At 69.4% G+C, this 12701-nt stretch carries 13 protein-coding genes; 6 read left to right on the forward strand and 7 right to left on the reverse strand.

Annotated features, from left to right (window positions below; translation table 11 throughout):
- From CSR00_RS15055 to CSR00_RS15065, 3 genes are all read right to left on the reverse strand, one after another.
- Nucleotides 1-622, reverse strand: a 622-nt coding sequence (locus CSR00_RS15055) for an anti-sigma-D factor RsdA (protein WP_245906050.1), incomplete at its 3' end; no start/stop codon positions are given.
- Nucleotides 615-1193, reverse strand: coding sequence for a sigma-70 family RNA polymerase sigma factor (locus CSR00_RS15060; protein WP_099023224.1), 579 nt, complete (start codon nt 1191-1193; stop codon nt 615-617). The genes CSR00_RS15060 and CSR00_RS15055, both read right to left, overlap by 8 nt.
- Before the next feature lie 89 nt (nt 1194-1282).
- Nucleotides 1283-2074 carry a hypothetical protein gene (locus tag CSR00_RS15065; RefSeq protein ID WP_245906052.1) on the reverse strand — a complete coding sequence of 264 codons (792 nt, stop codon included), beginning with the start codon at nt 2072-2074 and terminating at the stop codon, nt 1283-1285.
- Between the two features lie 441 nt (nt 2075-2515).
- On the opposite strand from CSR00_RS15065, the gene CSR00_RS15070 reads away from it, so the two are divergent.
- The 6 genes from CSR00_RS15070 (at nt 2516) to CSR00_RS15095 (ending at nt 9396) form a co-directional block, all read left to right on the forward strand.
- Nucleotides 2516-2806, forward strand: a complete 291-nt coding sequence (locus tag CSR00_RS15070; protein ID WP_099023226.1) for a WhiB family transcriptional regulator — start codon at nt 2516-2518, stop codon at nt 2804-2806.
- Nucleotides 2807-2935: 129 nt separating this feature from the next.
- The gene (locus CSR00_RS15075; protein WP_099023227.1) at nt 2936-3328 is read left to right on the forward strand and encodes an ArsR/SmtB family transcription factor; all 393 of its coding nucleotides are present in this window, start codon (nt 2936-2938) and stop codon (nt 3326-3328) included.
- The gene (locus CSR00_RS15080; RefSeq protein WP_099023228.1) at nt 3321-5315 is read left to right on the forward strand and encodes a heavy metal translocating P-type ATPase; all 1995 of its coding nucleotides are present in this window, start codon (nt 3321-3323) and stop codon (nt 5313-5315) included. Before CSR00_RS15075 ends, CSR00_RS15080 begins: the two co-directional genes overlap by 8 nt.
- Nucleotides 5316-5402: 87 nt before the next feature.
- Nucleotides 5403-8201 (forward strand): ATP-binding protein, encoded by a 2799-nt coding sequence (locus CSR00_RS15085; protein WP_099023229.1) that lies wholly within the window; start codon nt 5403-5405, stop codon nt 8199-8201.
- Nucleotides 8198-8734: a heme NO-binding domain-containing protein gene (locus CSR00_RS15090; protein ID WP_176562072.1), complete on the forward strand. Its 537-nt coding sequence runs from the start codon at nt 8198-8200 to the stop codon at nt 8732-8734. The genes CSR00_RS15085 and CSR00_RS15090 overlap by 4 nt, the downstream gene beginning before the upstream one ends.
- Entirely contained in the window at nt 8731-9396 is a 666-nt protein-coding gene (locus tag CSR00_RS15095; RefSeq protein ID WP_099023231.1) for a histidine kinase dimerization/phospho-acceptor domain-containing protein, read from the forward strand. The genes CSR00_RS15090 and CSR00_RS15095 overlap by 4 nt, the downstream gene beginning before the upstream one ends.
- 13 nt (nt 9397-9409) lie before the next feature.
- Here CSR00_RS15095 and CSR00_RS15100 read toward each other — a convergent pair whose 3' ends face one another.
- From CSR00_RS15100 to CSR00_RS15115, 4 genes are all read right to left on the reverse strand, one after another.
- Nucleotides 9410-10090 (reverse strand): response regulator transcription factor, encoded by a 681-nt coding sequence (locus CSR00_RS15100; RefSeq protein WP_245906053.1) that lies wholly within the window; start codon nt 10088-10090, stop codon nt 9410-9412.
- A gap of 274 nt (nt 10091-10364) precedes the next feature.
- Complete coding sequence (locus tag CSR00_RS15105; RefSeq protein ID WP_099023232.1) at nt 10365-10781, reverse strand: hypothetical protein; 417 nt, start codon at nt 10779-10781, stop codon at nt 10365-10367.
- Nucleotides 10778-11143, reverse strand: coding sequence for an STAS domain-containing protein (locus CSR00_RS15110; protein WP_176562073.1), 366 nt, complete (start codon nt 11141-11143; stop codon nt 10778-10780). Before CSR00_RS15110 ends, CSR00_RS15105 begins: the two co-directional genes overlap by 4 nt.
- 321 nt (nt 11144-11464) lie before the next feature.
- Nucleotides 11465-12685 carry a glycosyltransferase gene (locus tag CSR00_RS15115; RefSeq protein WP_099023234.1) on the reverse strand — a complete coding sequence of 407 codons (1221 nt, stop codon included), beginning with the start codon at nt 12683-12685 and terminating at the stop codon, nt 11465-11467.
- Nucleotides 12686-12701: the final 16 nt, after the last annotated feature.

Here is a 12701-nt window from a genome sequence, read left to right on the forward strand (position 1 = left end):
GGGGTGGCAGGGTGGCCTGCGGATCCCGGGTGCCGACCTTGACGCTGAGTTCGTTCCACTGCTGGATCAGATCCGTCTTGGTGTCGACGTTGTCGACGCTCTGCACCTGGGTGCTGACGGCCTGCAGCTTCTGCTGGGCCTGCTCCCAGTCGCCCTGCTCGATCATCTGCTGAACCTGGGCCATCTCCGTCTTGGCGGCCAGGGCGACGCGATCATCGCGGACGGCGGCCTGCTCGCCGAAGATCGCCGTGCGCATCCCGTAGAGGGGGTCTCCGGGGCCCGAGCCGGCGACCACCGCGCCGAACCCGCCGATGCCCAGCACCGCGGCGGCAAGGGAGGCGACCACGGCGAGGCTGCGGCGTGGCCGGTGCTGGCCCGGCCGGGCGGCCAGGCCGTCCTGCAGGGCGCCGATGGCCTCCTGCTCGCTGACCAGACCGGACGACGACGGCGTGCGGATACCGTCGCGCCAGCCCTCCAGCATCGCGAACAGTTCGGCGTCGTCGGGGTCGGCCGGCCGCACATGGCGCTGGTCGGCCAGCGCGTCGAGCAGACGGTCGGTGGCGGCGATGGCGTCCAGCGACTCGCCGCCGCCCGAACCCGCTCCCCTGGTGAAATCAGCCACGGTCGTATCCCGTCGCCGTGATCTCGCTCTTGAGGCGGGCCAGTGCCCGGTGCTGCGCCACCCGCACCGCGCCGGCGGTGCTGCCGACCGCCTCGGCGGTCTCCTCGGCGGACATCCCGACCACCACCCGAAGGATCAGAATCTCGCGCTGCTTCTCGGGCAGCACGCGCAGCAGTGCGTCCATCCGTGCCGCGGAGTCGGCGTTGATCGCCAGCTGCTCGGGCCCGGCCGTGTTCGAGGACTGCTCGGGCACGGAGTCGGTGGGTTCGGCGCGGTTGCGCGCCGCGGACCGGTGCGCATCGGCAACCTTGTGAGCGGCGATTCCGTACACGAAAGCCAGGAACGGTCGTCCCTGATCGCGGTAGCGCGGCAGCGCCATCATGGCGGCCAAGCAAACCTCCTGTGCCACGTCATCAGCCGAGAGACCACTACGCTCCGCGGTCCCGATGCGGGCCCGGCAATAACGGACCACGATCGGGCGGATTGTCTCCAGCACTTCCCGGAGCGCATCCCTGTCGCCGGCGACTGCGTCAGCAACGACGGCGTCGAGACGTTCTCCTGGAATTGTCATCGACGGCGGTATCTCCAACGTTACGAGCCGGACACTTCCGGGCGGCGTGGCACAGCTAAGACAATAGCGACCGGTCGGCCGCACACGGCTCAGCCCGCGGCCCAGCACCCGCCGCGTCGCGAAATCGCTGCGGCGGCCTCGTCCCGGATCGCCGTCATCTCATCGGCGGGATATGTCGCGCTGCCGATGCCGTCGAGCAGGCTGGCCACCGCCCAGCGCAACGGGAGTAAACCGCGGTCGGCCGTCTCGCCCAGCAACCCGTCGGCCAGCCGACGCGCCTCACCGGTGCGCCCCGCGCAACACAGGGCGGCCGCGGTCACCACCTCGCTCTTGACCCGGTGACGCACCGAGGACCAGGTTCCGGCGACTTCGGCGGCCCGGCGGGCGTGTTCGATCGCCGGCTCCCCCGCGCCGGCCGCCATCGCCAGTTCCGCCCGGACCCAGTGCAGTCTGATCTCCGGGCGTGTCGTCTCCCCGCCTGCCGCGGTGAGCGCGCGCTCGGCCCGGTCCAGCAAGGCCGCCGAGAGTGCCAACCGGCCGAGCCCCAGCGCGTCGGCGGCCAGGCCGATGAGCGCGTCGGCCCGGGCGACCTCGACTTCGGCGGATTCGCCCTCGGCCTCGGCGAGCGCCCGGCCGTCGTGACCGCGCGCCGCGGCGTGTCCGCCGAGCTGGCGCAGCAGTGACCCCCGGGTGCTGTGGGCCAGCGACACCCACGGCGCCGCCGGGTTCTCGCCGAGCAGTGTCGACAACTCGGTGTGGGCAATCGCGTAGTAGCCCTGTGCACCGGCGGCGACCGCGCGTAGCCAGCGTTGCCGTGGCGTGCACGCCGCCGGCAGCGGCCACCGGCCCGGTTCCGGGCCGAAGGCCGCGGAGTCGAGCACGGACTCGGTGAGCCGGGGTTGCGGCGAAGGGGTGGCGAGAGAAATGTGGGGCTCCTGGACGGCCGGCAGGTGAATTCTGTCCCCGGCGATAGTTAACAGTTTGTCTTCGTCATGTTACGAGCACATCAACTGCCTACTGAACGCTAGAAATGATCGCGGGCTCGCAGCCGATGACGAACTGCGGAAATCCATAATCGGGGTTATCCCCGCGCCCCGAATTAGCATTCCACAAGTTGCGAAACGGATCTAAGTATGAACGTGGCGTAAATTTTGTCGCCCTCGGTATGTCATTCCGCACATAACCCGGCTATTGACGCCATTTCCTGCCCGACTCTACGTTGTGAGCACGAGTTGTCACCGGCGACAGGACTCGGATCGGTTCCCGATCTCATGCATTCCCAAACGTGTGCTGGGAGAAGGCATCCAGGAAGGAACGTCCAAATGCCACAGCCGCAACAGCTACCCGGTCCCAACGCCGACATCTGGGACTGGCAGATGCAAGGACTTTGCCGAGGCGTCGACTCTTCGATGTTCTTCCACCCCGACGGCGAGCGCGGCAGGGCCCGCGCTCAGCGCGAGATGCGCGCCAAGGAGATGTGCCGGCGTTGCCCGGTGATCGCCCAGTGTCGTTCCCATGCGCTGGCCGTGGGCGAGCCCTACGGCATCTGGGGCGGCCTGAGCGAGTCCGAGCGCGAGCTGTTGCTCAAGCGCGGCATCCGACGCACCGCCTGACCCCGAAACACTTCCGCCCGAGCCCCTGCCACTGATTCCGGTGGCGGGGGCTTGGCCGTTCCCGGACTCCCTCGCGGGCTTCTCCGATCGGCGTACCATCGTCATATCAACACTCGTTAGCATGTTGATATGAGCGAGCCGAGCGCCGACACCTGCGACCTGCTGTGCCTCGATCTGCCCCATGCCGAACGGATCCGTGCGGCGCTGCCCCCCACCGGCACGATGGCGGCGGCCGCCGCCGGCGCGCGCGCCCTGGGCGACCCGACCCGCTTGACGATCGCCACGGCCCTGCTGCACTCCGACGAGATGTGCGTCTGCGACATGGCCTGGGTGGTGGGCCAGGCGCAGAACCTCGTCTCCCATCACCTGCGCCAACTCAAGACCGCCGGGATGGTGACCTCGCACCGCCGCGGCCGGCTGGTCATCTACCGGCTCAGCGAGCGCGGACGCGCACTGACCGAAGCGGTCACCGCTCCGTTCGTGTCCCCCGCGTCCCCCGCGACCGGGGCTGACCGTGTCTGACGACTGCTGCGGCACCGGGCGCGACGTCGAGGCGGGGCCGGAGAAGCTGTGGCAGGTGCGGCAGCTGCAACTGGCCGCGCTCGCGGCGGCGCTGCTGCTCACCGGTTGGGCGGTGGGCCACGCCGGCCTGCCCGCGGTGGCGTTGGCGGCGGAGCTGGCCGCCGTGCTCGCCGGTGCCGCGACGTTCGTGCCCGGAACACTGCGGAATCTGGCGCACGGCCGAATCGGCGTGGGCACCCTGATGACGATCGCCGCCATCGGCGCGGTCGCGCTCGGTCAGATCGCCGAGGCCGCGCTGCTGGCGGCCCTGTTCTCCATCGCCGAGGGCCTCGAAGACTACGCGGTGAACCGCACCCGCCGCGGTTTGCGGGCGCTGCTCTCGCTCGTGCCCCCGACCGCGTCGGTGCTCCGCAGCGGGCGGGAAATCGCCGTCGCTCCCGACCAACTCGTCATCGGGGATGTGTTGGTCGTGCGCCCCGGTGAACGCGCCGCCACCGACGGTGTCATCGCCGCGGGGCGCACCAGCCTGGATCTGTCGGCCATCACCGGCGAGTCCGTTCCGGTGGAGGCCGGCCCCGGCGATGCCGTGCACGCGGGGGCCATCAACGCCGGCAGCGCGATCGAGGTCACCGTCGCCGCCGCCACCGCCGACAGCTCACTGGCCCGCATCGTGCACATCGTCGAGGAGGCGCAGGAGCGCAAGGGGGCCGGCCAGCGGCTCGCGGATCGCATCGCGCGGCCGCTGGTGCCGGCGATCATGGTCCTGGCGGCCGTCGTGGCCGGCGTCGGCGCGCTGCTCGGCGACGCGGTGCTGTGGTCGCAGCGCGCGCTGGTGGTGCTGGTGGCCGCCTCGCCGTGCGCGCTGGCGATCGCGGTGCCGCTGACGGTGGTGGCCGCGATCGGCGCCGCGAGCCGACAAGGAGCCCTGGTCAAAGGTGGCGCAGCCCTGGAGGAGCTGGGTCGCATCGGCGTCGTGGCACTCGACAAGACGGGCACCCTGACCGGGAACAGCCCCGCGGTGATCGAGACGGTGACCGGTCCCGGGGTCACCGCGGATCAGGCACTGCGGATCGCCGCGGCCCTGGAGACCCGCAGCGAGCATCCGTTGGCTCGGGCGATCCTGACGGCGGCCGGCGGGGAGTCCGGCGAGGATCCCGTGCCCGCCGACGACATCGTCGCGATCACCGGCCACGGGCTCGCCGGGCACATCGGGGAGGTCACGGTCCGCCTCGGCAAGCCCGGCTGGATCCCCGCCGGGCCGTTCGCCGACGACGTCGCGCGGCTGCAGTCCGACGGGGCCACCGTGGTGCTCGTCGAACGCGGCGGCACGGTGCTGGCCGCGGTGGCCGTGCGCGACGAACTGCGCCCCGAGGCCGCCGAGGCGGTACGCCTCCTGCACCGGCTGGGCCTGGACACGGCGATGCTCACCGGCGACAACCGCCGCACCGCCGAAGCCCTGGCCGCGCGGGCCGGCATCACCACCGTGCGGGCCGAACTGCTGCCCGAGGACAAGGCCCGGCTACTGGCCGGGCTCTCCGGTGGGCGGCCCGTCGCGATGGTCGGCGACGGGGTCAACGACGCTCCCGCGCTGGCTACCGCCGATGTCGGGATCGCGATGGGTGCGATGGGTACCGACGTGGCGATCGAGACCGCCGATGTCGCGCTGATGGGTGAGGACCTCCGGCATCTGCCGCACCTGTTCGCCCACGCCCGTCGCGCCCGCCGCATCATGGTGCAGAACATCACGCTGTCGCTGGCCCTGATCGCCGCGCTGGTCCCGCTGGCGGCCCTCGGCGTTCTCGGCCTGGCGACCGTGGTGTTCATCCACGAACTGGCCGAGGTGCTGGTCATCCTCAACGCCATCCGCGCCGGTCGCACGGCGGCGCCGCCCGGCCCGGGCCGGGGCGCGCGGGCAACCGCGGCAGGCGGTCACCGGCCGAGCGGCAACACCGGCGCCGGTAGCCGTTCGGCGACGTCGTCGCGGTAGCACACCCACCCACCTCGATTTGCTCGGCAAATGCGCCAACGACTCGACGAATGCCGAGTACGCTCCACTCGCTGAGAGGTGATTGGGGTGGCGGGGACCGACGCCAACGTGTCATTGGTTTGGTGGATTCGCGGTGCCGTGGCGCTGGTGCTTGCCATCGCCGCGGCCGATGTCCTGGGTTGGACGACCGGTCTCAGGCCGCTGACGCAGGTGCATCCCGACTGGCCGCGCATGATGCCGTGGAGCGCCGCCCTGATGGCCGGTCTCGGCATAGCCATTCTGCTGCAGGCCGGGCGGTCGTCCGGCACCCGGGTGTGGATCGGGCGGGCACTGGCCCTGTCCGTCGGCGCCTTGGCGGCGGTGTTCCTCCTGCAGAACACCTGGCCCGGCCGTCCCAGCGTCCAGGCGGCGTTGTCCATCCTGGCGCTCTCGCTGGCGGTGGCTGTATTGCGGCTGAACCGGAGATGGGCCGACATCGCCTGGCCGCTCAGTACGATCACCGCGCCGATCCTGCCGCTGCTGGCGCTGGTGACCTACCTTTTCGACGCGGCCGAGATGCTGAGCGGGTCGCTGTCCGTCGGCATGAACGCGGCGACGGCGGTGGCAATCGTGTTTCTCACCGACGCAACGGTCGCCACCCGGCCCGACCGTCAACCGGTGGCCTGGCTGGTGGCCCGACCCGACCGCCGGATGCTGGTGCGGTTGGTCGTCACCTTCATCCTCGTCCCGATCTGGGTGGCGATCTGGCGGCTGCTGCTGCTGGCCTTCGGCCTGCGCGGCGACGCGGTGTGGGTGCTCTCGGTCGCCCTGGCCACACTCATCCTCGGGATGCCCTTCTTCGTCATCAGCCGTCGTGTCCAGAAACTGGTGACGGACCAGCTGGTACAGACCAGCAAACGCGCCGAGGCCGAGCACCAGCGCGCGGAGGCCGAGCACGCCCGCGCCGAGGCGGTCCAACGGTACCGCCTACTCGCCGACAACGCCGTCGACGTCGTCGTCCACCTGCGCGGCCGCGAGCCGGTGTGGATTTCGCCGTCCGCCGAGGCCGCCTTCGGCTGGCCCGCGCAGCAGTGGATCGGCGTCGATTTCGTCCCCCGCATACACCCGGACGATCTGGACGGCGTATTCGCCGCGCTGGCCAAGAACGCGCAGGGGAAACCCGCCGTGGAACGGTTTCGTGTCGCGACCGCCTCCGGCGACTACCGCTGGGTCGAAGGCCACGGAAAGCCCTACACCGATGTCGAGGGCAACGTCGACGGCGTCATCGTCGCCCTGCGGATCATCGACACGCAGGTGGAAGTCGAGCTGGAGCTGCAACGGGCGCTCGACTTCGCCATCGGGCTGGCCGGGGAGAAATCCGACTACGTCGCGACGGTCAGCCACGAGATCCGCTCCCCGATCCATGCCATTCTCGGCTTTGCCGAGCTTCTGGAGAGTCAGCTTTCCTCCGAGGGCCGCAACGAGGCCGCGGAGTGGTCCCGCCGCGTCCGGACGGAGGCCGAACGGCTGGCGCGCCTCATCGCCGATCTCCTGGATCTGTCCCGCCTGGATGCCGGCAGGACCAAGCTGGCGGCCGAACCTTTCCGGCTCCGAAAGATGGTCGACGAGGTCATCCAGATGTCGAGACTGAAGGCCGAGGCCAAGGGCCTGAAGCTCGACTACTCGGTGGACCCGACCATCTCGGATTGGCGAATCGGGGATGCCGACACGTTGCACCAGGTGCTGCGCAACCTCGTCACCAACGCCAAGAAGTTCACCCGCGAGGGCCGCATCGACGTCGAGGTCTCCCCAGCGGCCACCGAGACGAGCGCCGATCTGGTCCGGTTCGCGGTGACCGACACCGGCCCGGGAATTCCCGCCGAGGAAATCGATCGGATCATGCAGCCCTTCGCGCAAGTGCGGGGCTCCGACGCCGAGCGCGGAAGCGGTCTGGGACTGGCGATCTCGGACCGCCTCGTCAAGGCCATGGGCGGTGGCAGGCTCGAAGTCGCCAGCCTCGAGGGCCACGGCTCGACGTTCCACTTCACCGTCCCGCTGCCGGAGTCCGAACCACTCGAGCCGGCCCCGGTACCGGAGACCGGTCCCGCCCAAACGGATTCCGCCAAGACGATTCTCGTCGTGGACGACAACCCGACAAATCGCCTGTTGGTCGAGGCGCAGCTGACAAAACTCGGATACCACTGCGAGGTCGCCGCCGACGGGGCCGAAGCCTTGGAGCGCCTCGAATCGGGGGGAATCGATGCGGTGCTGATGGACTGCAACATGCCGCGTATGGACGGATACGAGGCGACCCGCCGAATCCGGGCCAGGGAACGCGGCACGGGCGGCCACATACCCGTGCTGGCGCTCACGGCCTCGGCGGTGGGCTCCAACCGCGACGCGTGCGAAAGAGCCGGTATGGACGGCTTCCTCGGCAAGCCGTTGCACCTGTCGAAACTCGCCGCGGAGATCGGCCGCTTCGTCGGAGCGGGTCGGGCCGGCAGCGTCGCCGCAACGGCCCACGCCGCTGGCGGCGGCCCGGAGACGACAGCGCCACACATCCTCGACGACGCGCGTGTCGACCGACTGCTCGAGGAACTCGGAGCCGATCCGTTGCAGAAGGTGGTTGCTGCCTTCGTCTCCGAGATGCCACGCCGCCTGGCCGAGTTGCGTCGAGTGGCCGCGCAACGCGACGCTGACGCCGTGCGGCGCAGCGCTCACGCCATCCGTTCGCCGAGCGCGATGCTCGGCGCTTCGGCACTGGCCGAGCACCTCAGGACCATCGAGGAGTCGGCCGACCCCGTCTCCCGCCTGTCGGAGGCGCAGCTCGAGGACCTGATCAACGCCTCGGTGCACCGATTGCAGGCGAGGCTGGGCCAACTCGTCGACCAAGGAGGAGCCCGGTGAAGGGTGTGTTGCTCAATGCGGTCGAGGAAGCGGTGTCGCGTCGGTGGGGCGAGGAGATGTGGGATGACCTGCTGGACACCTGCGGTCTGGATGGTGCGTACACGGCTCTGGGAAACTACCCGGACTCCGAACTCGTCGCGGTGGCTCGTGCCGCAGCCGACCGGCTGGGTTGCTCGGTCGACGACGTCCAGCGCACGCTCGGGCGGCTCACGTTCGGACCGCTGATGTCGCGCTACACCGGGTTTCCCGAGGCGCCGACCTCGCTGCGCGAGTTCCTGCCGAAGGTCAACGAGGTAATCCATCCCCAGGTGCTCAAGCTCTACCCCGGAGCCTCGGTGCCTCGATTCGTGTTGCGCGACAACGGCGACGATCTCGAGCTGGACTATCTGTCGGTGCGCAACATGTGCATGCTCGCCGAGGGGTTGGTTCTGGGGGTCGCTGATCATTACGCTGAGACCGTGGTCGTGGATCAGACCAGGTGCAGGCAACGGGGAGATTCCCGCTGCACCATTCGCATCAGGGCCGCGGGTTGAGCGAGCCCGATGATAGCGCTGCGGCCATCGAGCGCCTTCAGCGCCGCCTCGCCCGCGAGAAGTCGGCGCGGCTTCAGGCGGAGAACATCGCCGAGCGTGTCGCTTCGGATCGATGGGAGCTCCGCCAACAGCTCGAGGAGAAGCTCGCGCTGCGAACCTCCGAACTGGAAGCGGCACGGCGCACCGCCTCCGAGGCCGTGACCGGACGACAGCGCTGTCTCTCGGAGATCAGCCACGAACTGCGGACCTCGTTGACGGCGCTGTATTTCCTGGCGGAGTCACTGTCGGAGGAAAGGCCGATCAGCGCAGAGCAGATCGAGGAGTTGCGCAGGGTCGTCACCGACATGCAGTCCGTCATGGACGTGGTCGCCGACGCGTCGGACGGTGCGGATCCCCGGCCGGCGCGGGCCCCGGGTTCCCGGCATCAAATGCCGCTGGCCGACGTCGTCTCGGCACACGAGAACGGCTGGCACCAAGCCGCCGCCCGCTCGGGCAAACTGCTGATCCTGGATGTCGACACCCCGTCCGGTCCGCTGCACGCCGGCGCGGCCGATGAAGTCAACCAGCGGGTGCTCGGCCTGATTCACGAACGGTCGAACACCTCGGATCCGGTGATCGAGCTGCATCTCAAGGTCGGCGCCGACGGCCTGGAGGCCAGTTGAGGCCGGCCGGCCATCAGCCACCGGCGAGCCGGAAGCCGACTCCCCGCACCGTCGCGATACGGCTGCTCCCACCGGCCTTGTCGATCTTCTTGCGCAAGTTACCGATGTGCACGTCGACGACGTGATCGTCGCCGAACCAATCGGAGCCCCAGACGCCTTCCCTCAACATCTCCCGGGTGTGCACGACCTTCGGACGTGCGGTGATCGTGTCGAGCAGGTCGAACTCCGTCTTCGTGAGCACCACCTCCTCGCCGGCCACCGTGACCCTGCGGGCGTCAGGATCGATCTGCAGGTCTCCGAACACCCGCTCGCGCGAGGCGGAATCGGCCATCGGGGCACGCGCTCTTCTGCCCACGGCATTGATGCGCGCCGACACCTCTCTCGGATAGAAGGGCTTGGTGACGTAGTCGTCGGCGCCGATCGACAACCCGACGACGCGGTCCACCTCGTGATCCTTCGAGGTGAGCATGATGATGTGAGCGTCCGACGATCCCCGCACCCGCCTGCAGACCTCCAGCCCGTCGATCTCCGGCAGCACCACGTCGAGCAGGACAACCTCCGGCCGGAAGGAGGAAACGAGATCCAGCCCGGCTCGCCCGTTGTCGGCCACCGCCACCTCGTGGCCGTCCTGGAGCAGCACGGGCCGCAGCGTCTCGACGACCTCTGAAGAATCTTCGACGATCAGCACGCGCACAGACCCCAGTGTGCACTCATCGCCGCTCCGGGAGGGGCAAATCCATCGGCCCGAAGCGACGATCGCGCTGTTTGTGCACACGTGCCGCTGAAGCCGCCACCCCCGTGGAGAGGCCGGACCGACCGGGTCAGCGGGTGCTGACCTTCCGGGGTGCCGGCGTCCGCCGTTGATAGGCGGGATCCTTGCAGCCCCAGGCTGTCCGGCGGAGACGACGGGTGTTGCGGAAAGCGGCGAGAGCATCAGCGTCCATGTCGGGTCCACCTCTTCCTTGTGCTCATGCCGGGACCAGGGCCCGGTCTCCGCCGCCGCGGAACGCCCTCTGCACGGCGCGCAGCCGCCCCGGCCGCGCGCTTCGGGAGTCATCACCGGAGTGGCTGGATACGGTCAGCGGAGGCAGGGGGTTCCACACACCTCCCGGACGCAGGAAGCGCCACAAATCGGCCCGGCCGATGATGCGGGCGGCATCCGAGTCCTCCGGGGGCAGCAGCACCCGGATCGGGATACCGGTCCGGCTGCCCCGCGCGACGATGCTGGTGACGGCGGCCAATCCTGCGCCGGAGAGGTCCTGCACTCCGGTGAGATCGACTATCACGGTGCCGTCGTTGCCGACGGCCAGCTCGAAGTTGTCCCTGAGTCTCATCGCCTCGACCGGATCGAGGACGGGCCGCGACCGCAGGATTGTGGCGCTCATGCCGCCCGCACCGCGGTGGGCCGCCGCCCGGACACCGCGTCGGCGGGGTTCAGCGCCTCATAGTGTCCGGACAGTTCGAGGATGACCCGGGCCGCCACGCTGGGACCGGCGAGAGTGAGATCGCCGCCGTGGTCGATGCACCGCAACCGTGCCTGGATCAGCGCATCCATGCCGCTTCGATCCAGGTACCGAACCTGGGATGCGTCGACCACCACGTCGGTTCCCGGCGCGACCGCACGGTCGATCGCCGAATGGAACTCCGCGACCTCGTGCACGTCGAAGCGCTGGGGCAGGTCGATCGTGCGAATCGTCCTCGGTGCGGATGCGGCGGGGCGCTGGGCGACTGCCGTCGATGCTGTCATCGTGTTACACCTTCTGCTGGTTGTGTCCGGTTCGTCCGGTTCTGTGGAGGGCCGGTGTTCGGCCAGTTCTGAAGGTAGGGCGCCAGATGCAAGGCAAGAAGGGGACATTCTTCAGGATCTGCTCAAGAAATCCGTGCTCCCGACAGGTCGCCCGCGCGGATGCGGCGCCGGCCGGGCGAGAGGCCGGCAAGGCGGGCGAGTTCGCTACGCGATCGGCCGATGACCCGACCTCGGGCACGCCGAACGTGGCAGCGGGACATGCGAAGACCGCCGTAGCGTGGTCCCGACACCGTCGGCACCACGCTCGGCATATCCGGCCGATCAGCCCCGGCCGCAGATCTCCTGCAGATGGACCAGATGCCAGTCGGCGATGTCGGCAAGTGGAATGCCGCACGCCGCAGCGCGATTCGCCTCCCCCATCGCGGCCATGCCGACGGGATCGGCGAGCATCGCACGCAGAGCCCGGGCGAGGTCGCCCGGGTCGCCCGCATCGAAGGTGACGGCCTTGAAGCCCTCCTCGCGCACGCACTCGGCCAGGTCATCGATAGCGGGCAGCACCACCGGGCATCCGTATGAGCCGGCCTGGTGCAGGACGCCCGAAGAGCCCGTCGTGCTCGTGTAGGGGAAGACCGCGACGTCTGCCGCGCCGAACACGCCGGGTACGTCCTCCTCGGCCACGTATCCGGTGAAGCTGATTCCCGGCACGCCGCGATACTTCTCTTCGATGCCCTCGAGATACCCCACCGCATTGTGGCTGTCGGTACCGGCGACAACGACCTCGACGTCGACCCCCTGGGAACGCAGGATGGCGTGGGCATCGAGGAGGACCTCGAGCCTCTTGTAGGTACCCCACTTGCCGAAGGCGAGCAGAGACGGCATCCCAGCGGGCTCCCGCACGACGGGGTCCGGCTGCTCGAAGCTCCCGTGCGGGGCGAGGTAGACGTTTCGCGCGCCGTACCTGTCGGACAGCACATCCACGTACTGGGGCATCGTGACGCACACCTTGTTCGCCGCGAGAACCATCCTGGTCACCAGACCACCGAGGAAGGACAGCACCCAGGTGAGCACCCGGTTCGACGAGTACCCGGCCTCCTGGAGGTCGACGGTGTCGACCAGGTTGTGCAACAGGACCACCGTCGGCGTTCCGCCGGCGCGCAGGAGCGCGGGCACCATGAGCCCCAGCGCCGCGGCCGCCTTGCCGGACCCGAAGCTGGTGAAATGGGCATTCACCAGCACCACATCGGGTTTGCACGCCCGCACGGCCCTGGCGATCCGTACCGGATTCCACAGGGAACCGTATCGCCAGGCCGGCACCGCCCTGGCGCCGTCGGGCAGGTCGACAAGAGACTCCTCCGCGCCTTCTTCCAGATCATCATGGAGGATGATCAGCTCGCGCACTTCAGGTTTGGCCGCGAGGTGGCGGGCGAGGTGATAGCCGTACTCGTTCAGCGTCGTCCGACTCGGCGGATAGGCGGTGACGAGGGACACCCGCAGTCCGTCCGGACCCGGCGTGACGGGATTGATCTGGTCGGTGACGCTCATCGCTCGTCTGCTCTCG

It is taken from the genome of Mycolicibacterium palauense (genome assembly GCF_002592005.1).
Lineage (GTDB): Bacteria > Actinomycetota > Actinomycetes > Mycobacteriales > Mycobacteriaceae > Mycobacterium > Mycobacterium palauense.

Bases quoted from the DNA above. Each gene is read 5' to 3' on its own strand.
- CSR00_RS15070 (WP_099023226.1), top strand. From the start codon at position 2,516: ATGCCACAGCCGCAACAGCTACCCGGTCCCAACGCCGACATCTGGGAC.
- CSR00_RS15115 (WP_099023234.1), bottom strand. From the start codon at position 12,685: ATGAGCGTCACCGACCAGATCAATCCCGTCACGCCGGGTCCGGACGGA.
- CSR00_RS15075 (WP_099023227.1), top strand. From the start codon at position 2,936: ATGAGCGAGCCGAGCGCCGACACCTGCGACCTGCTGTGCCTCGATCTG.
- CSR00_RS15060 (WP_099023224.1), bottom strand. From the start codon at position 1,193: ATGACAATTCCAGGAGAACGTCTCGACGCCGTCGTTGCTGACGCAGTC.
- CSR00_RS15110 (WP_176562073.1), bottom strand. From the start codon at position 11,143: ATGACAGCATCGACGGCAGTCGCCCAGCGCCCCGCCGCATCCGCACCG.
- CSR00_RS15105 (WP_099023232.1), bottom strand. From the start codon at position 10,781: ATGAGCGCCACAATCCTGCGGTCGCGGCCCGTCCTCGATCCGGTCGAG.